Origin of the sequence: Paenibacillus sp. FSL R7-0204 (assembly GCF_038002225.1) — a bacterium.
GTDB lineage: Bacteria > Bacillota > Bacilli > Paenibacillales > Paenibacillaceae > Paenibacillus_AQ.
This window is the reverse complement of the sequence record NZ_JBBOCA010000001.1, coordinates 2131958-2156764: the sequence shown is the minus strand read 5'-3', so window position 1 is coordinate 2156764 and position 24807 is coordinate 2131958. Positions and strand designations below refer to the sequence as shown.

Below are 24807 nucleotides of genomic sequence, written 5' to 3'. Positions count from 1 at the left end.
ACGCCATCCTTTGAAGGATATCCGTAAATTGAAAGAATAGGCGAGAGCTGAATGCTCCCGCCTACGTTCCGCCTGCCATTTTAAGTTTAGGCAAATTGCTTGGCTACGAAATGTCCCTTGGACACCTCAACCAGCTCATAATCGCTGTCATTTGTTTTCTCGCCAGCCGCATAAATCGGGCTGCCCAGCTCATCATGCAGATGAATGCGTTTTTTGTTCGCTTCCACCTCTGGGTCTGGAACCGGAATCGCCGAGAGCAGGGATTTGGTATACGGATGGATCGGATTAGCGTACAATTCTTCGCTCTCCGCCAGCTCTACCATTTTGCCCAGGTACATAACGGCCACACGGTCACTAATATGCTTAACCATGGACAAGTCATGCGCGATGAAGAGATAAGTCAGTCCAAGACGGTCCTGCAGCTCCTTGAGCAGGTTAACAACCTGCGCCTGAATGGATACGTCGAGTGCCGAGATCGGCTCATCACAGACGATGAACTTAGGATTCACGGCAAGCGAGCGGGCAATCCCGATACGCTGGCGTTGTCCGCCGGAGAACTCATGCGGATAACGGGTGGCATGGTCATGGTTAAGTCCAACCATATCCAGCAGCTCTTCAATCCGCTTCTTGCGTTCCTGCCGGCTTCCGGCCAGATTGTGAATATCCAGTGCTTCACCGATGATATCAGACACCGTGAACCGCGGGTTAAGCGAGGCATACGGGTCCTGGAAAATCATTTGCATATCCCGCCGCATCGCCTTCATCTTGCCGCCGGATAATTTGTAGATATCTGTACCATTATATTTCACGCTGCCTGCAGTCGGCTCATACAAGCGGAGAACTGTACGGCCCGCAGTAGTCTTGCCGCAGCCGGACTCCCCTACCATTCCCAGGGTTTCACCTTCGCGGATGGAGAAACTAATATTATCAACTGCCTTAAGAACTCTTCCTTTGCCCACATTGAAATATTTCTTAAGACCTTCTACTTCAATCAGATTCTTGCTCAGATTCTTACTCAAACGAACTGCACCTCCTTGGCCATCGAATGCAGATTCCAGCAGTGCGCTATAAGCGTATCACTGAACTCTGTGATGCCGGGATCAATCAACTCCTTCACAGGAGGCACTGCCTTCGCTGCAGTACGCTGTGAACGGACAACCGACCGGCGGCTTAATCAGATCCGGGGAAGCTAAAGTGATCGGAATCACCGGCTCGCCCTTCTTCGGGTAAGCTGCGGCACCAGCCGCACAAGACCCTTGGTGTACTAAGATAACCCGGTCACATCTCACAGCAGTTACGCCAGAAATGTGTAATCAGGATGATGGAGGTCCCAAGCGAATGTTCCACATCGCCGGAGATTTCTTGGGGATATTGGTTAAAGCGAGCCTCCGCATTCATAATGCTCACTACCTTCAGCATTTCAATAGCTTGATTATTCGCTTCGGCCGCTGATATATTCTGATGTTAGATCAAAACTTCGGTTATCTGTTTGCCCATTTGGATCATCGGGTTCAAAGAAGTCATCGGGTCTTGAAATATCATGCCAATATCTTAGCCGCATGGGTTCCACCATTGTTCGTTTCCTATTTCTTAAGCTTAGGATCAAGCGCATCACGCAGGCCATCACCAAAAATATTAAAGGAAAGCATCGTTAAACTAATGAGAATCGCAGGGAACAGGAAACGCCATGGATAGTACATCCAGCCCGTCAAAGAATCACTAATCATTGATCCGAGTGAGGCTATAGGAGCCTGTACACCAAGTCCAAGGAAGCTGAGGAACGCTTCGGCAAAGATGGCATTCGGCACAGACAGCGTAATTGTTACAATAATCGGTCCTACAGCATTCGGCAAAAGATGCTTGAACAACAGCCGCTTGGACCCTGCACCCATCGAACGTGAAGCCAATACGAATTCACGGTTCTTAAGCTGCATAATCTCCCCGCGCACAATCCAGGACATCGTAATCCAGCCCGTTATCGTGAGCGCCAGGATAATGGTCCCCAGGCTCGGCTCAAGTACAACCAAGAGCAGGATAACTACCAGCAGGTATGGAATGGAGTACAGAATTTCAGAGATCTTATTCATGATATTGTCTACACGGCCACCGAAGTAACCCATGATTCCGCCGTAGATAACCCCGATGAAAAGGTCGATGGCTGCGGCGGCAAGGCCGACAATCAGCGAGATTCGTGCACCGTACCAGGTGCGGACAAAGATATCACGCCCCAAATCATCTGTACCAAACCAGTGATCGGATGAAGGAGGCTTATTGGTGCTGAGCAGATCATTAGAGTAGTAATTGAATTTTGAGAACCACGGACCAATAATCGCAGCCAGTACGATCAGACCCAGAATCCCCAGAGCCGTCATTGCCATTTTGTTCTGGCGCAGGCGTTCCCAGGAATCCCGCCAGGCGGACAGACTTTCACGCTGAATGACTTCAGCCTGTCCTTCATCAATTCCGATTTTACGGAAATCTTCCGGTTTCAGGTTCGCATTCTGCGATACCACATTTTTGTCAGAAGCCAATCGTTAGCCCTCCTTTCCGCCAGTTAGTTTGATACGCGGATCAATGAACACATAAGCAATATCTGTGATAAACCGTGCTAGCATAAGCAGTACACCATAGAAGATCGTGATTCCCATAATAACGGTATAATCACGGACACCGATCGCTTCGACAAATTGCTTGCCGATCCCCCCGATACCGAAGATCTGTTCAATGACTACCGAACCGGTTACGATGTTAGCCGTCATTGGTCCCATATAGGTTACCACCGGCAGAATTCCGTTACGCAGCACATGCCGGCTCAAGATGGCTGCCCAGCTTAGGCCTTTAGCCTTAGCCGTCTTGATATAATCTGCATGCAGGACCTCCAGCATACTGGAGCGCGTCAGCCTCGCTATAAAGGCTATTGGCTGCGCGGATAGCGCGGCTACAGGTAAGGCATAATACATCGGCCCTTTGAACCCGGAGACAGGGAACATGTGGAACTTGTAAGCAAACACATATTGCAGCAGCGAGGCGACTACAAAGCTCGGAACCGCAATCCCCAGCACCGCCAGCACCATTGCTGCACTGTCAATAAACTTGCGGTGATAGAGTGCCGCCATCATGCCGAGGAAAACTCCGACAATAACCGACACAAGAATTGCGATAAGCCCCAGCTTCAGAGACGCCGAGAACGTCTGGCCGATCAAGTGTGTCACATCCTGATTCAGACGCTTCATGGATACACCCAGATCGCCTTGGGCGATTTCACCCAAATACTTAAAATACTGATGATAGAGCGGCTTGTCGAATCCATATTGCTCGTATAAACGCGCTTTTATTTCAGGTGGAATCTTCTTTTCAGCCGTAAACGGGTCCCCCGGAATAGCTTTCATCAGAAAAAAGGTCGCTGAAATCAGCACAAACAGCGAAACAAGCATATAGAAAAACTTATTGGCAATATAACGAACCATCCCCATCAACACCTCCTTCGACTTTTTTTAACACACATAATTAGATTTTATGAAAAAACCAGCCATTTGTCTAATTTCTTATTTTGTAAGATCGTGAAATCTTTAACAAAAAGCCCGAAATGCAAAAAAAAGGGATATATATGGAATTCCACATATATATCCCGAAGTGTATTGCACCCTTCAGACTACCACTATTCAGTTAAGCAATCTCAAGGTCCAGTAAAACTTAGTGCTCGAGAAGATATCCGCGAGTGAAGTCAATGGCACCGCTGAAGTCAAGAGTTACACCTTTGAGGTACTCTTTAGTCAGGGAGTTGTTGGTGTAGTAGTAGAACGGAATCAGGATCATGTCATCCTGAATGATCATTTTCTCAGCCTGAGCAAACAATTCTTGGCGTTTTGCCAGGTCAGAGCTTGTTTTCGCTTCTTGGATCAGCTTGTCATATTCAGGGTTCGCGTAACCTGTATCATTGTTACCTCCGCCTGTTACCCACATATCCAGGAAGGTCATTGGATCATTATAATCCGCAGTCCAGCCGGCACGTGCGATCTGGTAGTTCAGGTTCTGACGGTTGTCGATGAATACAGCCCATTCCTGGTTAACAGTGTTTACAGTGATACCAAGAGCCTGTTTCCACATATCAGCTACAGCCAAAGCAACTTTCTTATGGCCTTCACTTGTGTTGTAAGACAATTCAACCGGTGGCAGTGCAGTCAAGCCTTCTTCAGCCAGACCTTCTTTAAGCAATGCTTTGGCACCTTCAATATCTTCCTTGAAGTAGTCGTCTTTAACTGCATTACGGAACTCACCGTCAGCGCCAGCGATACCTGGAGGTACATAACCAAATGCAGGGATTTGTCCGCCCAATGTTACGTTATCGATCAGCGCTTGGCGGTTAATAGACATTGCCAGGGCTTTACGGATTTTAACGTTGTCGAAAGGTTTTTCAGTGATGTTGAATTCATAGTAGTAGGTACTTGCGATACCTTTTCTCTGGAATTCGTTAGGAAGCTCTTTTTGTACGATTGGAATCTGCTCTTGCGGAATTTCGCCGTGTGGTGCACCAGCGCGGTCAAGCTCGCCGTTCTTGTAGCTCAAGAGTTCAGTTGCTCCGCTGTTAACCAGGGAGAAGTCGATTTTAGCCAGCTTGATGTTGGCAGCATCCCAGTACTTATCGTTCTTGCTTACTTGCAGGGATTGGCCGGTAGTCCACTCCGTCAATGTGAATGCACCGTTAGTGATCATAGTGTCTTTATTTGTAGCCCATTTAGCATTACCCTCAACGGATTTGTGTACAGGGTAATAAGTATAGAAGGACAGAAGTCCAAGGAAGTAAGGAGTAGGTGCTTTCAGCGTAACTTCAAGAGTTTTCGCATCTACAGCTTTTACGCCCACTTGACTGAAATCTGTAATTTTCTTTCCATAGTATTCTTCAGCATTCTTCAGGTAGTACAATTGATAAGCGTAAGGTGCAGTAGGGTCTGTGTTAGGGTCGAGCACGATTTTCCATGCGCGAACGAAGTCAGCAGCTTCTACAGGATCACCGTTGCTCCACTGTGCATCACGCAGGTGGAACGTATATACCAGTCCGTCAGCGGAAATATCCCACTTCTCAGCAATACCCGGCTCAGCTTGGCCAGTTTCATCATTCATGCGAGTCAAGCCTTCATACATAGTTTTCAGGACGGTGTTGGCTTGGCTGTCCTGAGCTTGTGCAGGGTTAAATGTAGGTGGTTCTGCAGTCAGGTTGACTCTAAGTGTCTGGTCAGCAGCCAGCTTCTCGTCACCTGTTGTTCCTGTGTTCGTGCTGCCCTCTGGTGCAGTCGTCGCCGCTGCATTGGTGCCGCTGTTCGCATTGTTCTTGTTTCCGCCGCAGCCAGCAAGCACTGTGCCGATCACCAGAACTATTGCGATCATGAGCAATAGACTTTTACTCTTCTTCATCTAGCAGTTCCCCCTAAATAGAATGTGGTATATGGTTTATGATTATACAACCAGTGGTCAAAAAAATCTAGAGCAATATTTTCTGGAAACGACTTTTTTTTAATTCTTTAAAATTTTGTGACGTTGACGCTTCACCGGAGCAGTGGAACGTTACATCGCTTGTGATATGTATTGAATGAGGCCTACAACCATAAATAATACGTAACCTACGCCCAGGAAAAAGAAAGAAAGCCTCCACACAGCACGAAGTAACCGTTTTCCGTCCACCCCTCCTTTGAGGCGGTTTTGCGCGCCGCCAATCAGTCCGGCGGATATTAATACAATAAGTAGTATAAGAAAGAATCCAAAGGTTGAGTCAAAAATAATATTAAACAGTCCCGAAACTGACAGCAATAAAAATAAAGTAGTTACATCCATCGCCAGCATCATCGTTTTCCTCTTATCATGCCTCAGCCCGATTCCTGCGAAATACACAATCAAAAAAGGAACAATCGGAATAACGCTTAACACGCCGAACGAATTCCGGAGAAATTCCAAACAGCCTCACCCCTCCCTCACAGTCATGCCTTCTACCAATCCGCAGATCCAGCGGTGCAGCGGAGCCTGAACGCCCTGCTGCAGCCCCATATTCACAATACTTCCATTAATCCAGCGGATTTCCGTCTCCCTTGCAGCAAGCACATCAGCCAGCATCGAGGATGTATTGCCCGAAGTCGCGCGGCACACTTCAAGAATGGCCTCCCAGACATCTTGCTCAGGGGAAATCCCGCAGGCCTCTAATATCCCGGCTGCCTCTGTATACAGTTCCTTCATAAGGTGTACACGTGCAGCGGAGGCCAGCAATTCGCCGTTCCGGACCCGCCAAATGGCGGTTAGAGGATTAATGACAGCATTGATCAGAAGCTTCCGGTAAATGATGGTATCCACTTCTTTCGACAGAGAAGCTTGAAATCCTGCTGAGGTAAGTGCTTCTATGAAACTAATTATGGCCTCAGGCTCAGATGCCTGCAGATCAGTTTCATGAATATTTATAGGAGAGCTGCTCTTCCCTATACATATTTCCCCTTTCCCCGTATGAATAACCTCTGTTAATGTTTTCCTCTTAGCCGCCTCTGTTGTTACAGCCGCCCAGATGGATGATTGCGGCAGCAGCCCCCTAAGCAGCTCCAGATGTCCGCAGCCGTTCTGAAATCCTATGATTACAAGCTTCCTGTCGCTTAGCGGCCGGAGAATCTCAGGCAGAGCCTCATGAAGCACCTTCTGCTTGACTGTTAACAGGGTAACCTCCCCGGGCTCGGCGAGCTGACACTGTGTATATTCTTCTACCGGTGCAGCGGAGAAGCTCCCGTCTGGAAGAAGTATTGCTTCCCTGCCATCTTCATAGCTGACAGTCAGCCCCCGTTCGGATAGTGCCCTGCTCTGCTCTTCCCCCCTGCACCATATCCGTACTTCAGCCCCGCCGGCGATCAGCCGGCCCGCAAGCAGCAGCCCCAGTGATCCCGCGCCTATCACATCTATTCTCATGCTAACCCTGCCCCCTGCTATGCCTTGCTCCAATAATTTTCCTAATTATATCCTGCCTGTCTCTGCAAAAGCAAAACAAAAAACCCTGCTGATCCGTTGCTGTAACGCACTCGGACGCAGGGCTTGCTGCCTAAATCTTCTATTCAATCCGTTCCAGGTTTCCGTTCGCATCCATTTTGAAGCGTGTCTTCTCTTCATCCTCTTCATTAAGAAAAGCCAGCCTGCGGGCACGGTCCATAATCTGGATCAGCGCCTTGTAATCATCATTAACCACACGGTAATCGCTCTGGGCAAGATTCACTTCTCTGGATAGACGTTCATTCTCTACTCTCAGTTCAGAGAGCTCCTCTTCCTTCTCCCGCAGATCGCGCTCTAGCATCTTAAGCTGTCTGCCGGCCTCCTGGAATGTCCCCTTCCACTGCCGCAGGAAGCGGATGACGGCATCGATGGACAAGCTGTTCTCGCTTAATCCTTCGCTGCGGCTGTAGTCTTCCTCAATGTCACCGAGAATCAGTCCGGCTACCTGCGCCCCGCGCGAGGCAGGCTGTTTTTTCAGATAGCTCCGTTTCTGGCGCTGGCCTTTGGCAATCCCGATGGCATCCTCGTAGCTTTTGCGCACACAGCTGTTCCAGCGGAAACCGCACGCAGCCGAAGTTCTGCCGATTTTTTCACCCACCTCTTCAAAAGCAGCAAGCTGTGTGCTGCCCTCGCGGATATGACGCAGCGTTATTTCTGCCAATATCAGATCATCTTCTGCACTCCAAGCATCCTGTCTAACGGCTGTCATAAAGCCTAACCCTCCTAACAACATCATGAAATAACCATCTTCAGAACCGGCAGCTCCGCCGGGTAGTGAATAGGGATAAAAGCTGCTTACTCCATTTCTATGCCTCTATTAGAGTTCATAGAATCTATTTGATACTAATTTGTATTGCCAATTTGTCTGCACCTCATACTACCTTTGCTATAAATTCCTCTTTTCCGTCCAGAGAGCTTGTGTCAATAATAAAAATCATATATTTTATGAAATTTTGAATTTTTTTCAATGAATTCGTTTACAGTGTTTTAGACAGCCGTTATAATAAATAGTAAGCAGCTGTTAGCCGGATTCATACTGGAAGGGGGACCCTCTCTTGGACCGCATGTTTCGCGTATTAGGATTTTTCACACTCACCATCGGACTTATGGCTTTTGCCGGTAATCTGACGGAAATGGCCCTGCTATTCTTTTTGCAAACCGCTTTTTTTGTGATTCTGGGCTATATGAAATTTACGGAAAAGACCTACATCCTGCTCTTTTGGGGGTATATGATCCTGACGTTTACGGGCTTCAGCTATTGGACGATATTTGAGATGGGATTGCCGCTATAACGCATATATATAGGAATGAACGGATATGGCTTCTTGCCTTAAGGGAGCATTTCCGTTCTTTTTGTTTGCAAAATTGTAGTTCGGGGAGACGCAAAACAGGGTATGATATTTTAACAGGCTGAAACATATTAATAGTACATACCTGTCTAACTCTGTTCAAGGTGGTGGTGCAAGTGTTATCCCGTAATACGGTTCGCCGGTTATTCGCAGCAATATTGATCCTCACCTGCATCGCTATGCCGCCGGCTTCTCCGGTCTATCTGTCCGCCGGTTCCGGCTCCGCTTCAGGAGTCAGCGCCCCTCCGCCCTCTATGCCGGATGATGAAGAGACCCGTAAACTGCTGGAGCAGACGCTGTCCTCCGCAGAGATTGAACGTGAGATTGCCCGGATTACCGCAGAACAACAGACGCTGGAGCGCAAAGCCGCTGAACTGGAAGAGCAGGCTGCTGCCAAGCAGAGTAATATCGCGGATCAGCAGGAACGGGCGGGTGCTGTTGTGCGGGCCTATTATATGGGGGAACGGGATGGGCTTCTTACAGCCTTCCTCTCCGCCAAAAGTATCAGCAGGCTAATCGCTCTATTCGATTATTATGAGATTATTATGGGGCAGGACCGGAAGACACTCACGGAATATGAGACGCAGTACAAGGATTTGAAAAGTACACTCACGGCCGCACGGCGCAGCAGCCAGGAGCTGGCAGAGCTCAAAACGGCGCTCGAAGAGCAACAGAAACGCGTGCTTGCCTTAGATAAGGAGATTGCAGGCGGGATTCAGGCCAGTACAAATCCTGAGAGTATGGAGCGGCTGCTGGAGGAGTTCAGTAAATATTGGGAGAATATCGGCCTGCATGAGGTACGGAAGTATTTCAAAGCGCTGGCTTCTGCCATGAAGCAGCTGCCGGAGTTCGTCCAGAGCCGGGATGGCGTGCTGGTACGCAAGGGGATGACCTATAATCTGGCCCTGTCCGAAAAGGATCTGAATGAGTTCCTGGTAACCCAGAACCCGCTGTTCCAGGATTTCCGGTTTGCGTTCAAGGACAATTCAGTTTCGGCAACGGGTAAAAGCGGGGGCTTGTCACTGTCGCTGACCGGCCGCTATACCATACAGCAGGAGCCTGTCAACGGCTTGATGTTCCATGTTGATCATGTGGTATTCAATGGTCTGGAACTGCCGGATACCACCCGCCAGGCACTGGAGGAAGAATTCGATCTCGGCTTCTATCCGTCCAAGATCGTCTCCTTCCTGCAGGCCACCGAGGTCGCAAGCTTGGACGGCATCCTGCATGTGAAGCTGTCCCTCTCATTCTAAAGGAGGCTTCACCGCTGCTTCATAAGCGGCCGCATTCAGCTTGCCGGTTAACAAACCAAGCGCTGCCTCCGCCTTCCGGCTCCACTCAGCCTCAGAGCCGGGACCGGGGGTGTTATCCTCTGCAAGGAACCATCCGGCTTCCATTGGCAGCTTCCCAATCTTGGACTGAGCGGTTCGGTACAGCTCATCCAGTGCCGGAAGACGATCCGTGTTCTCCAGCCATTCCAGTTGGGCTGTGCTCGAAGTAACATAAGCAAGCCATTTGACTGCCGCTTCCGGACTGCCGGATTGTGCAGGAAGCGCAAAAAAGCGGCTGTGAATGACCTCATAGCTCGGTACACCCTCCTGCTTCTTGGGCATCTGCACCGCCAGCGTCGAATTTCCGTGCTTCTTCCACTCCGATAGCGGCACAGCCGCCACCGCAAGCTTCCCATCCTGCAGCAACTCCCAGATTTCCTTATTGACCCGGCTGGTCAGATACAAATAGCTGCGCGCTGCTTCTGTCCACTGAGCCTGCTCAAGGCTGGCGGAGCGCAAGCTGCTCCCCATGCTATGCAGCACGGCGGCATACCCATACGGATTCCGCGTATCCATAGCCAGCAGATAACGCTTCTTCTCCGGGTCCTCCTTGAGCCGTCCAAGCAGCTCATTCCACTGCTCCAGACTTGCGGGCACCTCCGCAAAACCAAATCCGGCGAGCCGCTCCGGCGAATACACCAGGACATACGGATCGATATCCAGCGGCACTCCCCAGTTATATCCGTTCCATTGCATTTGGGGAATAAGCATCGTAAGCGGCGTACTCCCGGGAACACTCTGGTAGATATCTACAGGCAGCAGATAGCCCCGGGTCGCCAGATCATAAATGCTGTGACCGTCCAGCATCACGATATCCGGGCTTGTCCCAATGGTTAGTTCATCGCGCACCTGTGCTCCCCCGTCTTCCGACTCTACATTCTTAAGGATCACGCTGACTCCGCTGGATATAGTGTACTCTTTGCTAATCTGCTCAAGCACGCTGAATTCCTCCGTACTGAGCGAGACGCGGATCTGGAGACTCTCGACTTTCCCTGCTTCTCCTGAAGGAGGACGCTCTGATTGGTCCAGCGGCTGTCTGGGCGGATAGCTACCATGATCCGTATTCAGCTCCATGCTGGGTGACAGGCTTGTCAGGGCCAGCAGCAGAACTGCAAACAGCAGCCAGTAATTTTTGCGTTTCAGCACATGCGCTCTCTCCTTCAGCGTTTCTTATTCCTCATTTTAGCAGAGATGCTGGTGATTGTCTTGGGTTGTGAAACCGTTCTCTTTATATAGAAGGAAACGGCGGGATTGTTCAGTGCAGGTTAAAACCCAGGTGCGCAAGACGCTGCGTGTGCGGATTATTCTTCCGATCGCTGTTAAAGCCCGATTTCTTATTCAAGAACTGATTAGAGGTTGAAATCCGTCTTTAAAGGCGAACGCTACGCTTCTCCAGAACAATTCCGCTCCCTCCGCTGATCGCACTTTTTAACTGCACAAAAACTCTCCCGCCGCTTCCGGAGGCGGGCAGCAAAAAGCCGGGAGTGATGATCTCCCGGCTGGAATAATATTTGTTTGTTGTTGCGGGTTACAGCAGATCGGCGGCCAGTTGGGCCAGATGCGAACGCTCACCCTTTTCCAGTGTAATATGTCCGCTAATGCCCTGCTGCTTGAACTTCTCCACGATATAGCTGAGGCCGTTGCTCGCCGCATCCAGATAAGGGTGGTCAATCTGCTCCGGGTCACCCATCAGGATCACCTTACTGCCCTCGCCGGCCCGGGAGACAATCGTCTTCACTTCGTGGCGGGACAGGTTCTGCGCCTCATCAATAATAATGAACTGCGACGGGATGGAACGGCCGCGGATATAGGTCAGCGCCTCTACCTGGATACTTCCCAGACCCATCAATATTTTATCGATATCCCCTGCCTTCTTGGTGTCAAACAGGAATTCGAGGTTATCATAAATCGGCTGCATCCATGGACGGAGCTTCTCATCCTTCTCTCCCGGCAGATAACCGATATCCTTACCCATCGGTACCACCGGGCGGGCAATCAGCAGCTTCTTGTATTTGTGTTCATCCTCTACCTTGAACAATCCCGCGGCTAACGCCAGCAGCGTCTTGCCTGTTCCCGCCTTGCCGGTAATGGTTACCAGCGGAATATCATCATTCAGCAGAAGCTCAAGCGCCATCCGCTGCTGCGCATTCCGGGCGCTGATGCCCCATACCGCATCATTACCCAGATAGAGCGGCTCCAGACGGGAGGCATCGCTGTTGACCTTCAGCAGCGCAGATTTGCCGCTTCCGATCTCATCCTTCAGAATTACGAATTCATGCGGATACAGAGGATAGGACAGCGACAGCTGCTTCGTGGACAGGAAGCGGTGACTGTAATATTCATCAATCAGTGAAGGATGGGCCATCAGCGACTGGCAACCGGAATAGAGCTCATTCAAATCGCCGGTGCGGTCAGACAGATAATCCTCCGGAGTTATGCCAAGCACATCCGCTTTGATGCGGACGAGAACATCTTTACTTACAAGTACCACAGGACTCGGGTCAGCCTTCTCGTTCTCCTCGTGGAGATAATTGAGCGCTACAGCCAATATCCGGTTGTCATTGGAGACTTCGCCGAACATCTCCTGTACCTTGACGAAGCTGCGGTGATTGAGCTCCACCTTCAGCGTGCCTCCATGGTCAAGTACCACCCCGCTATGCAGGTGGCCCAGCTCCCGGAGTCCGTCTAACAGACGCGATACGGTGCGGGCGTTACGGCCGATTTCATCGGCATTACGCTTCTTGGAGTCGATTTCTTCCAGGACTACAGCAGGAATGACCACCTCATTCGCCTTGAAAGCAAAAATCGAATTGGGGTCGTGCAACAGCACGTTAGTGTCCAGTACGAATATCTTTTTCATGTTATCCCCTCCACAGCGCCTGGTTTGATTGATCATACATAACTCTTTTCAGCAAGGGCAAGATAAGGTAAATCACTAATTCTCAGGCTGAAAGGAGTACGCACATATGAGAAAATCAATGTGTCTGTTGCTGGTACTGCTGCTGCTGACAAGCTGCGGTATCGCTAATAAAGAGACATCACCCTCTCCTCAGGATAAACAATCAGCTGGCACTTTAAACAGCCAGGGGAACCGCGGAGTGCGGACATTGTCGGAAGATGGTACAGCCGTACAAGAGCCCACCCCGGATTCGGGACAACCTTCAGAAGGCAAGCATGACAACGATGTGGCACTCAAGGATCATTTTGAACAATTAGCGCGAAGAGTCCCGGGTGTGGAAGGCGTCCACTGTGTCGTTATGAACAACCTTGCCGTGGTCGGCATTGATGTGGACGGCGCCCTTACCCGTTCGCGGGTCGGAAGCGTGAAATATTCGGTAGCCGAAGCGATCCGCAAGGACCCCAGGGGCGTAAGAGTTCTGGTGACTGCCGACATGGACCTCAGCAGCAGACTGGCCGAGATGGGCAAGCATATCTCCAAGGGCAACCCGGTCTCGGGCTTCGCCTCCGAGATGGCTGATATTATCGGCCGGATCATTCCGCAACTGCCGGAAGATATAGAGCCGCAAGGCAATACCCGTTAGGAGCTAATTTCAAAAAAAGCCTAGTGATAGCACACTAGGCTTTTTGCATGGCGGCAAACACTTGTCCGTCCAGCTTCTCAGCCGCACGTGCATCGTATACCTTCGCATATTTCGGAGCAGATTCCAGGTGCGCACCATAAAACAGCGCATTGCGGACCGCTTCAATCTCAATATCAAAACAGCACATCTTAAACGGAACATCCGGCAACGGGTCCAGCCTAACCGCAGCATGACCGTTAATCGCATGCACCGTCCCTTCACCAAACACGGTAATCGTTACTCTCGGGTTAACCTTCATGTTGTTCACCAGTCTGGAACGGTGGTCCACAGCCAGCCGGACAATGGAAGGGCTCACAGCATAGATCCAGGAGATCGCAGTCGACGTAGGTCCGCCGGATTCTGCATCCACAGTGTTAAGAAGAACAAACGTCTCCGATTGCAGCATAGCTAGCAGAGTTTCATTGAGCTGAGCAACGGCTTCAGACATAGTTACAGGCCCCCTATGCGGCAAGAATACATTCAATTTATTATATTATAGCACAGGACGAAACTTGCATTCAATTTACAGATTGTACCCTGCCTGCTGCTCAAGGCTGGCCTGAGACCACTGCAGCGGACACTCCGGATATCCGGTCCTGAAGGCTTTTCTTCGCTGCGTCCAGCTCCTTATCGTTAATATATACATAGGGGCTGCGCCAGGTTCCGGTTACCGGTACATATTCGACATTCTCCTTGGATATATCCCAGTAAGTTGCGATCAGGCTCTTAATCTGCGCATTCTCGATATCGCTCTCCAGATTATTATCTACCGCATCCAGCACCCGGCCGATTTTGAGGACGCCGCCCAGCGACTGCATCTGAGAGATCAAAGAAGTCAGTACCTCGTTCTGACGCTTATTGCGTTCAAAATCATCCGAAGGCTTCGTCGCCGGCTTGCAGTTGGACTTGCGGTAACGCACATAATCCAGCGCTTTATCTCCGTTTAGCTGGGCTTCGCCTTTTTTGAGATTAATATTAGTGCCGTCTACACTGTCCGTGTAACACATATTGGCGCTGATATTAACGTCCACGCCGCCGAACTCATCTACAATATCCCGGAAGCCCTGGAAATCCAGCACGGTAGCATAATCGACCTTAATGTCCAGATATTTGCCCATCATCTTCTTCATCTCATCCTCAGCCAGAGTGCCGGAGGTCTTCTCCTTGCTCTTGAAGCGGGAGTAAAAGGCATTGATCTTCGTCTTCTTGTATCCGCTAAGCTCGACATATGTATCGCGGGGTAATGAGACCACCGTAGCCGATTTGGTCTCCGGGTTCAAGGCCGCGACCATGATCACATCCGTCAGGTTGGATGGGTGCTTCGGACGGTTGTCCGTGCCGAGCAGCAGCATCGTCAGCGGCTTCTCGGAGGCGGATTGTCCTGCGGCAACCGGCTGGTCCACTCCGAATCCTCCGTGATCCACCTTCCAGTACAAATACCCTGCGTAGCCTAATGCAGCTATAATAGCAATCAGGAGAATGGTGAGCAGCACTCTCATCAGCCGGGCGAAGAATCCGCGTTTTTTCGGTTTCCGCGCTTTTTTCTTTGCCGTTGTAGTTGAAGCAGCAGACCTCGGCTGCTGCCGGTTAGTAGTGTTGCTTCCTTGCTGGCCGTTCCTTCTGGGTGGCAAATTGCCCTTGCTTGTATTCATAATTCATTTAGTTCCTTTTCATTCAACTGGAATTGAAGTAGATAACTTCGTAATAACTTAGACGAACCTGGTCATCAAAAGTTGCGCCTACTGCCGTTTTGCAGCCTTCCGCTTCTGCCGGGCCTCCACCAGGTAGCGGACCCGCACAAGCAGCATCAGCCCGACTGCTACCAGCAGGCACTGGATGATCGGCAGCTTGTCATGCTGGAAGATAAGTAGCATGCCTGAGCCTGCAGCCATCATCACATAGAGCACGATCTCTTTGCCGATCGGCAGCTTCTGATTGACGCGGAATACTCGGTTGTACACATAAGTCAGTAAGATAAAAATGACAATATAAGCGATAACTGGATGCTCAGCGAACCAGCTTTGCATAGCCGCTCACTCCTCCCGGATCATAAGTTACGCTTACATTATATCACCCGACGCCGTTTTATACTGCAATTAATCCCTGCAATTTGAAAGATCCCCGCCTGCAAAATGAGAAAAACCGCCGGATTATTCCGGCGGCCTGAATGGAAATATCTTACGCTTGGCTGGCTTGCGCCGCCTTACGCTGCTTCTCTACACGCTCGCGTTCGCCCTTATTCAGGATCTTTTTGCGCAGACGTACAGATTTAGGGGTGATTTCACAATATTCATCGTCATTCAAATATTCAAGTGCACCTTCCAAAGAGAAGCTACGTGGTGTCTTCATTTTTACAGTATCATCTTTGCCTGAGGTACGCATGTTGGTAAGTGCTTTTTCTTTACAAATGTTAACGATAATATCGTTATCACGTGTATGCTCGCCTACAATCATACCTTCATAAATTTCTGTACCTGCATCCAGGAAGAGAATACCACGGTCCTCAACACCCACGATTCCGTATTGAGTTGTTGTTCCACTTTCGCTTGCAACAAGCACACCCTGATGACGTCCGCCAACTTGGCCGCCAACCAGTGGAGCATAGCTATCGAAGGCATGGTTCATTACACCGTAGCCGCGTGTCAGCGTCAGGAAGTGTGTGTTGTAGCCGATCAGGCCGCGTGCCGGAATCAGGAATTCCAGACGGACTTGGCCGGTACCGTGGTTGATCATATTGACCATCTCGGCTTTACGGCTGCCCAGACTTTCCATAACGGAACCCATGCTATCTTCTGGAATGTCAATCATGAGGCGCTCAAGCGGCTCGGATCTGACACCATCGATGTCTTTAATGATTACTTGTGGTTTGGACACTTGCATTTCATAACCTTCACGACGCATATTCTCGATCAGGATACCAAGGTGAAGCTCACCGCGTCCAGAAACGATAAACGCATCAGGACTGTCAGTTTCATCTACACGCAAGCTCACATCCGTTTCCAGTTCTTTGAACAGACGCTCACGAAGCTTACGGGAAGTAACCCACTTGCCTTCTTTACCTGCGAACGGGCTGTTGTTCACGAGGAACGTCATCTGCATGGTAGGCTCGTCAATCTTCAAAACAGGCAGTGCTTCAGGATGCTGCGAATCAGCAATGGTCTCACCGATGTTGATGTCCTTGATACCGGCAATAGCCACGATGTCGCCTGCGCCGGCTTCTTCTGTCTCCACGCGCTTCAGACCCTGGAAGCCGAACAGCTTCTCGATACGAGCAGTCTTGCTCTTGCCGTCACGCATAATGACTGTAACGGACTGGCCTTGCTTGATTACACCGCGGTTGACGCGGCCAATGGCGATACGGCCCAGGTATTCGTTGTAGTCCATCAGTGTTACCAGGAATTGCAGCGGCTCTTCAACCTTCTCAGTTGGAGCCGGGATATGTTCAACGATTGTTTCGTAAAGTGAAAGCATAGTCTCATCCTGCTTCTCAGCGTTCATGCTTGATGTGCCGTTAAGCGCAGAAGCATAGACTACAGGGAATTCAAGCTGATCGTCACTGGCTTCAAGCTCAATGAACAAGTCCAGCACTTCATCAATAACTTCCTTAGGACGCGCAGCCGGACGGTCAATCTTGTTCACGACTACGATTGGGGTCAGGTGCTGTTCCAGCGCCTTGCGCAGTACGAACTTGGTCTGTGGCATGCAGCCTTCATAAGCGTCAACAACAAGCAGGACACCGTCAACCATCTTCATGATCCGTTCTACTTCGCCGCCGAAGTCAGCGTGTCCAGGTGTATCTACGATGTTAATCAGGAACTCTTTATAAGTAATTGCTGTATTTTTAGCTAGGATTGTAATTCCACGTTCCCGTTCGATATCGTTAGAGTCCATGGCGCGTTCTTGAACGTGCTCGTGTGCGCTGAAAATCCCGGACTGCTGGAGAAGCTGATCGACGAGTGTTGTTTTACCATGGTCAACGTGGGCAATGATCGCAATGTTACGGATATCTTTTCTTGAATGCATGATTTGTATCCAAATCCTCTCATTTATCAAATTAAAACTGTTTAAATTCTTAGCATGTCACGGCAGTCTCACAAAAGAAGCGCCAGGCAGAAAGCCGACGCTCCAACATTCCTTAATTTTATAGTGAAAGTACTATGAAAAGCAAGTCTTTTTCTGAAAAAAAACGTTGCCAAGTCCGCTTAAATTTTCTAATTTCGCCTCTTATCCGGCTCAGCGGTCTTGAATTGTCCTATCAGGACGTGCAGACATCGGTTTTACAAGCCACCGTTCCACTTCTTGCGGCTTCCCGGTCTGCCTCTTCCCAGCATCAGCCACAGTCCCGCAGCAACCAGCACAGCGCCGAGCAGATACAGCGCCCCGGTGCCGAGCAGTGTGAAAATAACCAGTACAAGGCTAAGCAGCCCCAGAATTATAGCGGCGGTGGTCAAGCCTCTTGTTCTGACTGAGGCATACAGCGAATATTCGTACAGTCCCACCGCGATCCCCAGCAGAAGAACAGGCCATAAGTGTCTCATGAGGTCCCAGCCCCAGGTATTGCATAAGCCGAAGAGCAAGCCGTACACCGATAGTATGCCCGCAGGAATAAGTACAGATGCAGAAGCACGGCGGGTGAAAAAGAGCACATGCAGGAACAGGCCCGGAACCAGAATGATGAGCGGCCATAAGGCCCGTCCCAGAAAACCGAACACCCCCAGCTTGCCCAGCAGAATCACGAGGCCGGCGGCGGCGATGAACACACCCAGTTTCATGTCATTTTTGGAAGACATCTTTCACCTATCCCTTCTAAATTTCGTGTCTTTTCACTGTTCCTTGCCTCTTCAGCAGACAAATCCGGCGACAGTTTTCCTTTATTTTATCTGATAAACGCATAAAACACCATCATTCTTCACACATCACGGCGGGGCATTCTCGTAAAAAATGAAATAAGGCTGCACCAAAGCCTTCCAGCTTTTGGTACAGCCTTATTATTGCCGGTTATCAGCGTGCGGATACTTTCCTGTGCTTCAGCATGCCCGTGACAACCACGATAATACCCAGCAGCATCGGCAGCATAGCATGAAGCGTCGGCAGCAGGAACGAAATCACCGGGCCGAATTTGGCATCCTGCAGCAGCATGTTCCCGGCGGTATACGCCAGAATATAGGCACCGATAAAGATCAGCACCGGGAAGCGGTGCAGCCAGCCCACGATGATGCCGCTCCCCCAGACGACAATCGGAATGCTGATCGCAATCCCGATTACAATCAGTGCCAGATCCCCTTTGGCCAGCCCGGCAATCGCCAGTACATTATCCAGGCTCATGATAAAGTCCGCCAGCAGGATGGTGCGCACCGACTTCCAAACGCTAGGGCTTCCCTCAATTCTCAGCTCTTCCTCGTCCTCGAGCAGCAGCTTGAAGGAAATCCAGAGCAGCAGCATGGCCCCTCCGGCTTCAATATAGGGAATCTTGAGCAGCAGCACTGCGGCGAAGGTCAGGATACAGCGCAGCGCGACTGCTCCAGCGGCCCCCCACCAGACTGCCAGCTTCCTGTGCTTCTCCGGCAGATTCTTGCTGGCCATCGCAATGACCATGGCATTGTCTCCGCTGAGCACCAGATTAATCATTAGAATTTCACCAAGCAGCAATAATGAATCCATCCACCTCAGCCTCCCTGAACTCCATGTATCTACATGTATGCCGGGGGGCGACAAGCTATGCTTCTTGTCCCGCTATTTTAGAAACTGCGCATGTGCGGCCGGATTGCTGCGTATATCTATAGTCTCCGGCCGGAATGGCCCTAAGGGGAATGCAAGCCACCAAACCTATAGGAGTGACCCGGGATGAATACATCCGCTGCGGATTTCATATTATCTCTGCTGAATATCGTATTCCTTGATCTTATTCTGGCGGGCGACAATGCCATCGTCATCGGCCTGGCCGCGCGGAACCTGCAAGGAAAGCGGCAGAAGCAGGCGATTCTGCTTGGTACAGGCGGTGCGGTGATCCTGCGGATCATCGCCACGATTCTTGTGGTATGGCTGCTTAAGATTCCATGGCTGTTGGCAATCGGCGGGCTGCTGCTGATTCTTATAGCTTATAAGCTGCTGTCAGGCGGCAGTGCTGAGACGGATATTCAGGCCGGCGGAACTCTGTGGGCAGCTGTCCGGACGATTGTGATAGCCGATGCAGCGATGGGACTGGACAACGTCATTGCTGTTGCCGGCGCAGCGAATCATAATATTACGCTAGTGGTGCTGGGACTTCTAATCAGTGTGCCTATTGTGGTCTGGGGAAGCACCCTGTTTATCCGGTTAATCAACAGATTTCCATCAATTATATATCTCGGGTCAGGCGTACTCGGCTTCACAGCCTCCACAATGATTTCCGGTGAGAAGAGCATTGCCCCTTACTTCAAGGCACATCCGCTGCTGCACATTCTGTTCATCGCCGCAGTAATTGCCGGTATTCTGGCTGCGGGACACTGGAAGCGCCGCCGGACATCATTCGCTGTTCAGAACCACTCTTCCTGAAGGCCTGCCTGCGCCGGTACTAAGTCCTCCGGCTTCTCATCGCCATAAGGTGTAATAAGTACGGTCTCGGTTCCGGCAACCGCTGTATCGAGTAAGGCCTGATAACCCGGCAGCGTCGCTTCAATCTTGTCTACAATCCGCATATTCGGATTCGTCGTCGGCGATTTGGGCACGAACAGTGTACAGCAATCCTCGTATGGCAGAATAGACAAGTCATACGTACCGATGGTCTTCGAGAGCTCCACGATCTCACTCTTGTCCATCATCACCAGCGGACGCAGCAGCGGCAGAGCCGTTGCACGCCCGATCACATTCATGCTGGGCAGGGTCTGACTGGCCACCTGGCCCAGACTGTCGCCGGTGATCAGCGCAAGCGCCCCCTCCTTCTCCGCAAGGGCGGTAGCAATCCGCAGCATAGCCCGGCGCATCAGCGTAATAATCAGATTATCCTGCCCGATCCCGGTAAAAGAGGTCTGCACCTCCGTGAACGGAACCAGATGCAGCTTAATTACGCCGGCATAACGCGACAAAATACGCGTCAAATCTACAACCTTCTGGCGGGCAAGCTCACTCGTATAAGGATAGCTGTAAAAGTGGACGCACTCTACCTCCAGCCCCCTGCGCATGGATGACCAGCCGGCCACCGGACTGTCGATCCCGCCGGAGAGCAGCAACATAGCTTTGCCGTTCGTTCCCAGCGGGAAGCCGCCGACTCCGGCAATATTCTCACAGAAAATAAGAGTATGACCTTCTCGAATCTCAATCTTCAGCTCCAGATCGGGAGACTTCACATCTACCAGCAGCCCCGGATAGCCTTGCAGCAGCGGGGTAGCTATAAGTTTATTCATCTCTATAGAGCCGTAAGGGAAGCCCTTCCACACACGGCGCGCGCTAACCTTAAAGCTGGTTCCCGCCGCCGGAGCAATAAGGTGGAGGAAGGTCCTGCTGGCCGCAAGAATATCCTCGAACTCCGGCCGGGAGACCTTCACCGGGCTTATCGAAGCGATCCCGAATACGTTTACGAGCGCCTTCGTTAATTCTCCTGCGGGTTCACCGTTCAATTCGACGTAGATCCGCCCGAATTCCCGGGTCAGCTTCACGTTCGGATACGGCTTCACCATCTCCTTCACATGGCGCAGTACGGTCTTCTCGAACCGGCTGCGGTTCTTTCCTTTCAGAATGAACTCTCCGAAGCGCAGCAGGAGCATATCGGCATAGTCCATGCTGCTTCCGTATCCGGCATTCTGTGCTCCGCTATTTGTCTCTGTTGTTGTCATTAGTTACTTCATGCCTCCTTCTGCAATCTTTAAGGAATGGACAGCGGCCAGCAGCGCCTGCTCCAGCCGGCTCACATCCTGCTGCGTGTGGCTGTCCCCCAGGCTGATCCGTATACCGCCAAGCGCAGCAGCCGTATCCCTGCCCATGGACAGCAGAATCCGGCTCGGCTCGGCTTGGCGCGAGGAACAGGCGGAGCGTGTGGCGACCGCCATCCCGAGCTCCTCCAGCCTGCGGGCCAGAACCTCCCCCTTCATGCCGGGGTAAGAGAAGTGGACAATATGCGGCGCCCCGTCCCTGCTACTGTTCAGTACAAGCTCCGGTATCCCTGCTATATAATTCTCCAGCTGCGCCTTGAGCGGACGTATCCGGGCGCTGAAGGCCTCCCGCTGTTCACCGCTCATCCGCATGGCCTTCGCTGAAGCTACAATATTCGGCACATTCTCTGTCCCGGCGCGCTTGCCCTGTTCCTGGGAACCGCCTGTCAACAAGGGAAACAGCGTGACTCCTTCTCTGACATAGAGAATCCCTGTCCCGCGCGGCCCGCGTAATTTATGCGCGGACAGGCTGTACAGATCTGCCTGCCAGGCCTTCAGTGGAGCCTCAAGCTTCCCGTAGCCCTGCACGCCGTCTACATGGAACAGTGTCCTGCGGTTCACCGCCTTGACCAGTTGTCCGATCTCACGCAGCGGCTGTACCGTGCCAATCTCATTATTCACATGCATAACACTGACGAGCACCGTATCCGGCCGGACGGCAGCAGCAATCCGCGAAGGATCAACCACTCCCTGAGGGTCAGGGGCTACGAAGGTAACCTCCCAGCCCAGCTTTTGCAGCTGAACACAGCTCTCGTAGACCGAAGGATGCTCCAGCTCCGTAGTCACAATATGCCGCCCTCTGCTCTGATACTGCAGTGCAGCTCCTTTAACCGCCAAGTTGTTGCTTTCAGTAGCGCCCGAGGTGAATATAATTTCCTGCGGCAGCACATCAAGCGCAGCTGCGCACACCTCGCGCGCCCGCTTGATCAGCTTGTCCGCCTCTTCTCCTGCCCGGTGCAGGGAAGAGGGGTTGGCGAAGTGCTTCCTCATCACCTGCTCCAGCGTCTGCACTACCTCCTCATAGGGAGGGGCAGCAGCGGCATAATCCCAATACAGCATATATCGGCGTTCTCCTTTGTTGAGTAGAATTCATAACTGCTTATATTTTACAAAAAAGGATCAAACGGCCTGCCCTGCAAAAGAAGCAGGGTGCAGATTCCGTTTGATCCTTATATTATACCGCGAATTGCGCGCGGGCGCGTTCTATTTTGGCAATGTAGGCCTGAGTCTCCTTCGGAAGCCCGGAGAGGTTCGCCATAAGCTCAGCATCGCTGCTGACTCCAAGCTTGTTCACCCGGCCCGGTCCGGCATTATAGGCGGCCAACGCCATCTTCTCCTGTCCGTCATACCGCTTAAGCTGGTACGAGAGATATCGGACGCCGCCGTCAATGCTCTGGGCAGGATCGAAGGGATCGGAGACACCCAGACCGCTCGCTGTTCCGTCCATTAACTGCATCAGTCCTTTGGCACCGGCAGAAGATACAACACTCGGATTGAAGGAGGATTCCGTATCAATAACCGCCTTGATCAGATCAACCGGAACGCCATATTTCGCACTGGCAGTCTGAATCAGCTGTTCATAATCCGTTGGCACGGTCTGCGTTATTTCCCCGGAAATGTCGCTTTTGGGTTCTGCTGCTTCCCCAAGCTGCTGCCACAGCAGATTATCCATCGAAGAGGTACCTGCAAGAGCAACGTATGTGCTTTTATTGCTGCTGTCAGTGGCTTGAGACGTCCCGGCCGCCTGCTGAAGCATCGCAGTGAACGCTGCCGCCGAGGAACCGGTCACTCCGGGGTTCGCTTTGGTCTCCTCACGCTTCATGCTTGAGCTTCTTAAGTCTACCCATTTCAACTGGCCGCTTGGTGCAGCGGCATTGATTGACATGCATCCATTCCCTCTTTCACACGAAGTCTTATATTTGAACTTTACTATTTATTCTCAGTAATTACTATATGCCTAAGCGAAAAAACAGACTTCAGACCTGCATAGTTAGGTCTGATAGCCTATTTTGGTAAGCAGATGTGCGGATTCAGCCGGCTCTAACGGGCAAAAGGAATTAAGACAAAATAGCTTAAAGTCGATACAATCCCCAGCCCCATCGACCAGGCTCCGGCTGATTTTTGGCCTCTGACATATGCATAATACCCCAGAACAGCGGCAATCGGCCCCAATATAATGGACCAGATGAATAAGGAAACGACACCGAAGCCCAGACCGATATAGCCGATACTCCGGCCCTCTCCCTCTCTTACGCCGCCTGTCGTCCGCTGAGCTTCGCCGCTCCGTTCCATCGTGCTCTGAAGCTGCGATGGGAGCGGGCTGAGCTCGGCAGCATACTCCTCATTGTGGCTTCTGTCCCGGCGGGGGTAATCGACTCTGCTGCGCGGGCGCAAAATAACCTTTCTCCGGGCGGAACGGTCCACTTTGGGTTCATCATTCGGATTATCCATAAGGGCCTCCTTCTCAGGCGTTCGGCTTGAACGTCAGACAACAGGTTGCGGACGAGGTTCCGGCATGATCATGATGATTACCCGCTGTCAGCTCCTCTGCGTATTCCTCCATGTAACGGCTGCCTGCATGCTGATCGATCTCAATGACAATTTCCTCGGCACGGCACAGGTTCTGTTCTCCCCAAAAATGACAGTTGCTCACACTACACTTCACAAGCGGTTTGGCGTTTGTCATAATGATCACCTCGCCATGTATTATGTCCGCTGGTGAAATCGGCTATGCGGCTGATGGCTACTCACCTGCAAATAACAAAAAGACCGCCCCAAGCAGCCATATCGGCAGTTGGGACAGCCTTTTACAGAAATAACATTATTAACCGCACAATGGACTACACCTGATTCTGCATCCGCTTCTCTGTCAAATAATCATTCTCATAATAAGTCAGATCATCACGCAGTTCCTCATAGACCTTGGTGATCTCCATAATGATATCGCGTGCCGGACGTACAGGCTTCTTGCGGAAACGGATCGCATCCTGCCCGGTATACGCGTAACGTCCATCTTCCGAATAACTCTCATTCTTAGGATAAAAGAAGTTATTAACTCCGAGATGATATACATTATATAGCGCTTTTTGCGCGAAAGGTTCATCGAAGGTAGCGCGGCGCAGTGCAAGCCCAAGCTTCTCATAAGACATTTCCGAGAACACCAGCAGATGGCGGAGATCGGACAAGAACCCCCGGTAGAAATGCAGCGTTTCTTCATCCTCTTCAGTAACAAGCTGCGGCAGTGCATGCTCATTCAGGAACAGTTCCATTTTCTCTATCACGGATTTAAGCTTCTCTCTCGTCGATTCACACAATTTCTGCACATTGGCTGCTGACATGGCGGTTGCTCCCCCTTATTGTTCCTTGCATTAGTAGTTGTTAATGACACTTAGACATTGCAGTTGTACTCTCTTGATAGTATCACAAAATCTCCTAAGCCTCCACCGTACTGATACCGGAGAAGAATACTGCTTCTGGACAGAACAGCACAAGCCCCGGAAGGCGCTTTCTTTTTGATATTAACATAAAACCAAGGACGGCGGTAGCCTTTTCGTAAGATGCATAAAACCGGCTTCAGCTCCGAACCCTAACCGGTATATGAAACCACTAGGAAGGAGCGGAAATC

At 51.0% G+C, this 24807-nt stretch carries 25 protein-coding genes and 1 pseudogene; 4 read left to right on the top strand and 22 right to left on the bottom strand.

What is annotated here, in order from left to right; translation table 11 throughout:
- Positions 1-86: 86 nt before the first annotated feature.
- From MKX42_RS09595 to MKX42_RS09565, 8 genes and pseudogenes are all read right to left on the bottom strand, one after another.
- Complete coding sequence (locus tag MKX42_RS09595) at positions 87-1007, bottom strand: ABC transporter ATP-binding protein (protein ID WP_036724386.1); 921 nt, start codon at positions 1005-1007, stop codon at positions 87-89.
- Positions 1008-1350: 343 nt separating this feature from the next.
- Positions 1351-1551: pseudogene (locus tag MKX42_RS33405) on the bottom strand (peptide ABC transporter ATP-binding protein); the annotation flags it as partial.
- Positions 1552-1583: 32 nt separating this feature from the next.
- Positions 1584-2531 (bottom strand): ABC transporter permease, encoded by a 948-nt coding sequence (locus tag MKX42_RS09590; RefSeq protein WP_340752291.1) that lies wholly within the window; start codon positions 2529-2531, stop codon positions 1584-1586.
- Positions 2532-2534: 3 nt separating this feature from the next.
- Positions 2535-3467: an ABC transporter permease gene (locus MKX42_RS09585; RefSeq protein ID WP_340757647.1), complete on the bottom strand. Its 933-nt coding sequence runs from the start codon at positions 3465-3467 to the stop codon at positions 2535-2537.
- 226 nt (positions 3468-3693) lie between these two features.
- Entirely contained in the window at positions 3694-5412 is a 1719-nt protein-coding gene (locus MKX42_RS09580) for a peptide ABC transporter substrate-binding protein (RefSeq protein ID WP_340752290.1), read from the bottom strand.
- A 150-nt stretch (positions 5413-5562) separates the two neighbouring features.
- On the bottom strand, positions 5563-5922 hold the full coding sequence (locus MKX42_RS09575) for a DUF3397 domain-containing protein (protein ID WP_305954367.1): 360 nt from the start codon (positions 5920-5922) through the stop codon (positions 5563-5565).
- A gap of 33 nt (positions 5923-5955) precedes the next feature.
- Entirely contained in the window at positions 5956-6936 is a 981-nt protein-coding gene (locus tag MKX42_RS09570; RefSeq protein ID WP_340752289.1) for a ketopantoate reductase family protein, read from the bottom strand.
- 139 nt (positions 6937-7075) lie between these two features.
- Complete coding sequence (locus MKX42_RS09565) at positions 7076-7723, bottom strand: RsfA family transcriptional regulator (protein WP_036690232.1); 648 nt, start codon at positions 7721-7723, stop codon at positions 7076-7078.
- Between the two features lie 346 nt (positions 7724-8069).
- Between MKX42_RS09565 and MKX42_RS09560 the strand changes: the two genes are divergently transcribed.
- The gene (locus MKX42_RS09560; protein ID WP_340752288.1) at positions 8070-8306 is read left to right on the top strand and encodes a DUF2626 family protein; all 237 of its coding nucleotides are present in this window, start codon (positions 8070-8072) and stop codon (positions 8304-8306) included.
- 173 nt (positions 8307-8479) lie between these two features.
- Positions 8480-9616 carry a hypothetical protein gene (locus MKX42_RS09555; protein WP_340752287.1) on the top strand — a complete coding sequence of 379 codons (1137 nt, stop codon included), beginning with the start codon at positions 8480-8482 and terminating at the stop codon, positions 9614-9616.
- Here the strand turns inward: MKX42_RS09555 and MKX42_RS09550 are convergent.
- Positions 9608-10840, bottom strand: a complete 1233-nt coding sequence (locus MKX42_RS09550) for an extracellular solute-binding protein (protein ID WP_340752286.1) — start codon at positions 10838-10840, stop codon at positions 9608-9610. The two genes, MKX42_RS09555 and MKX42_RS09550, sit on opposite strands and share 9 nt — an antisense overlap.
- A 382-nt stretch (positions 10841-11222) precedes the next feature.
- The gene (locus tag MKX42_RS09545) at positions 11223-12554 is read right to left on the bottom strand and encodes a PhoH family protein (RefSeq protein ID WP_340752285.1); all 1332 of its coding nucleotides are present in this window, start codon (positions 12552-12554) and stop codon (positions 11223-11225) included.
- A 106-nt stretch (positions 12555-12660) separates the two neighbouring features.
- Between MKX42_RS09545 and MKX42_RS09540 the strand changes: the two genes are divergently transcribed.
- A complete protein-coding gene (locus tag MKX42_RS09540; protein ID WP_340752284.1) occupies positions 12661-13236 on the top strand; it encodes a YhcN/YlaJ family sporulation lipoprotein in 576 nt (191 codons plus the stop codon).
- A gap of 34 nt (positions 13237-13270) precedes the next feature.
- Here MKX42_RS09540 and MKX42_RS09535 read toward each other — a convergent pair whose 3' ends face one another.
- The 6 genes from MKX42_RS09535 to MKX42_RS09510 form a co-directional block, all read right to left on the bottom strand.
- Positions 13271-13723 carry a pyridoxamine 5'-phosphate oxidase family protein gene (locus MKX42_RS09535; protein ID WP_036690242.1) on the bottom strand — a complete coding sequence of 151 codons (453 nt, stop codon included), beginning with the start codon at positions 13721-13723 and terminating at the stop codon, positions 13271-13273.
- A 100-nt stretch (positions 13724-13823) separates the two neighbouring features.
- Positions 13824-14927 carry an LCP family protein gene (locus tag MKX42_RS09530; RefSeq protein ID WP_340752283.1) on the bottom strand — a complete coding sequence of 368 codons (1104 nt, stop codon included), beginning with the start codon at positions 14925-14927 and terminating at the stop codon, positions 13824-13826.
- Between the two features lie 87 nt (positions 14928-15014).
- Complete coding sequence (locus tag MKX42_RS09525) at positions 15015-15302, bottom strand: YlaH-like family protein (protein WP_340752282.1); 288 nt, start codon at positions 15300-15302, stop codon at positions 15015-15017.
- 151 nt (positions 15303-15453) lie between these two features.
- Positions 15454-17298 carry a translational GTPase TypA gene (gene typA / locus MKX42_RS09520; protein ID WP_340752281.1) on the bottom strand — a complete coding sequence of 615 codons (1845 nt, stop codon included), beginning with the start codon at positions 17296-17298 and terminating at the stop codon, positions 15454-15456.
- Positions 17299-17552: 254 nt separating this feature from the next.
- Complete coding sequence (locus MKX42_RS09515) at positions 17553-18065, bottom strand: hypothetical protein (RefSeq protein WP_340752280.1); 513 nt, start codon at positions 18063-18065, stop codon at positions 17553-17555.
- A gap of 211 nt (positions 18066-18276) precedes the next feature.
- A complete protein-coding gene (locus MKX42_RS09510; RefSeq protein WP_340752279.1) occupies positions 18277-18936 on the bottom strand; it encodes a TerC family protein in 660 nt (219 codons plus the stop codon).
- Between the two features lie 183 nt (positions 18937-19119).
- Here MKX42_RS09510 and MKX42_RS09505 point away from each other — a divergent pair, with 183 nt between their 5' ends.
- Complete coding sequence (locus MKX42_RS09505; protein WP_340752278.1) at positions 19120-19809, top strand: TerC family protein; 690 nt, start codon at positions 19120-19122, stop codon at positions 19807-19809.
- Here MKX42_RS09505 and thiI read toward each other — a convergent pair.
- From thiI to MKX42_RS09475, 6 genes are all read right to left on the bottom strand, one after another.
- Positions 19791-21032: a tRNA uracil 4-sulfurtransferase ThiI gene (thiI, locus tag MKX42_RS09500; protein ID WP_340757646.1), complete on the bottom strand. Its 1242-nt coding sequence runs from the start codon at positions 21030-21032 to the stop codon at positions 19791-19793. The genes MKX42_RS09505 and thiI overlap by 19 nt on opposite strands.
- A 57-nt stretch (positions 21033-21089) precedes the next feature.
- Complete coding sequence (locus tag MKX42_RS09495; protein WP_340752277.1) at positions 21090-22241, bottom strand: cysteine desulfurase family protein; 1152 nt, start codon at positions 22239-22241, stop codon at positions 21090-21092.
- A 115-nt stretch (positions 22242-22356) separates the two neighbouring features.
- Positions 22357-23067, bottom strand: coding sequence for a lytic transglycosylase domain-containing protein (locus MKX42_RS09490; protein WP_340752276.1), 711 nt, complete (start codon positions 23065-23067; stop codon positions 22357-22359).
- Positions 23068-23222: 155 nt separating this feature from the next.
- Positions 23223-23633, bottom strand: coding sequence for a hypothetical protein (locus MKX42_RS09485; RefSeq protein ID WP_340752275.1), 411 nt, complete (start codon positions 23631-23633; stop codon positions 23223-23225).
- Positions 23634-23646: 13 nt separating this feature from the next.
- Positions 23647-23868: a DUF1540 domain-containing protein gene (locus MKX42_RS09480; RefSeq protein ID WP_445253443.1), complete on the bottom strand. Its 222-nt coding sequence runs from the start codon at positions 23866-23868 to the stop codon at positions 23647-23649.
- Positions 23869-24022: 154 nt separating this feature from the next.
- A complete protein-coding gene (locus MKX42_RS09475; protein ID WP_340752274.1) occupies positions 24023-24520 on the bottom strand; it encodes a YpuI family protein in 498 nt (165 codons plus the stop codon).
- Between the last annotated feature and the right edge of the window lie 287 nt (positions 24521-24807).

Excerpts from the sequence above, each read along its gene's own strand:
- MKX42_RS09585 (WP_340757647.1), bottom strand. The coding sequence starts at position 3,467 with ATGGTTCGTTATATTGCCAATAAGTTTTTCTATATGCTTGTTTCGCTG.
- MKX42_RS09580 (WP_340752290.1), bottom strand. The coding sequence starts at position 5,412 with ATGAAGAAGAGTAAAAGTCTATTGCTCATGATCGCAATAGTTCTGGTG.
- MKX42_RS09570 (WP_340752289.1), bottom strand. The coding sequence starts at position 6,936 with ATGAGAATAGATGTGATAGGCGCGGGATCACTGGGGCTGCTGCTTGCG.
- MKX42_RS09565 (WP_036690232.1), bottom strand. The coding sequence starts at position 7,723 with ATGACAGCCGTTAGACAGGATGCTTGGAGTGCAGAAGATGATCTGATA.
- MKX42_RS09545 (WP_340752285.1), bottom strand. The coding sequence starts at position 12,554 with ATGAAAAAGATATTCGTACTGGACACTAACGTGCTGTTGCACGACCCC.
- MKX42_RS09540 (WP_340752284.1), top strand. The coding sequence starts at position 12,661 with ATGAGAAAATCAATGTGTCTGTTGCTGGTACTGCTGCTGCTGACAAGC.
- MKX42_RS09535 (WP_036690242.1), bottom strand. The coding sequence starts at position 13,723 with ATGTCTGAAGCCGTTGCTCAGCTCAATGAAACTCTGCTAGCTATGCTG.
- MKX42_RS09530 (WP_340752283.1), bottom strand. The coding sequence starts at position 14,927 with ATGAATACAAGCAAGGGCAATTTGCCACCCAGAAGGAACGGCCAGCAA.
- MKX42_RS09525 (WP_340752282.1), bottom strand. The coding sequence starts at position 15,302 with ATGCAAAGCTGGTTCGCTGAGCATCCAGTTATCGCTTATATTGTCATT.
- typA (WP_340752281.1), bottom strand. The coding sequence starts at position 17,298 with ATGCATTCAAGAAAAGATATCCGTAACATTGCGATCATTGCCCACGTT.
- MKX42_RS09515 (WP_340752280.1), bottom strand. The coding sequence starts at position 18,065 with ATGTCTTCCAAAAATGACATGAAACTGGGTGTGTTCATCGCCGCCGCC.
- MKX42_RS09510 (WP_340752279.1), bottom strand. The coding sequence starts at position 18,936 with ATGGATTCATTATTGCTGCTTGGTGAAATTCTAATGATTAATCTGGTG.
- MKX42_RS09505 (WP_340752278.1), top strand. The coding sequence starts at position 19,120 with ATGAATACATCCGCTGCGGATTTCATATTATCTCTGCTGAATATCGTA.
- thiI (WP_340757646.1), bottom strand. The coding sequence starts at position 21,032 with ATGGACTATGCCGATATGCTCCTGCTGCGCTTCGGAGAGTTCATTCTG.
- MKX42_RS09495 (WP_340752277.1), bottom strand. The coding sequence starts at position 22,241 with ATGCTGTATTGGGATTATGCCGCTGCTGCCCCTCCCTATGAGGAGGTA.
- MKX42_RS09490 (WP_340752276.1), bottom strand. The coding sequence starts at position 23,067 with ATGTCAATCAATGCCGCTGCACCAAGCGGCCAGTTGAAATGGGTAGAC.
- MKX42_RS09485 (WP_340752275.1), bottom strand. The coding sequence starts at position 23,633 with ATGGATAATCCGAATGATGAACCCAAAGTGGACCGTTCCGCCCGGAGA.
- MKX42_RS09480 (WP_445253443.1), bottom strand. The coding sequence starts at position 23,868 with ATGACAAACGCCAAACCGCTTGTGAAGTGTAGTGTGAGCAACTGTCAT.
- MKX42_RS09475 (WP_340752274.1), bottom strand. The coding sequence starts at position 24,520 with ATGTCAGCAGCCAATGTGCAGAAATTGTGTGAATCGACGAGAGAGAAG.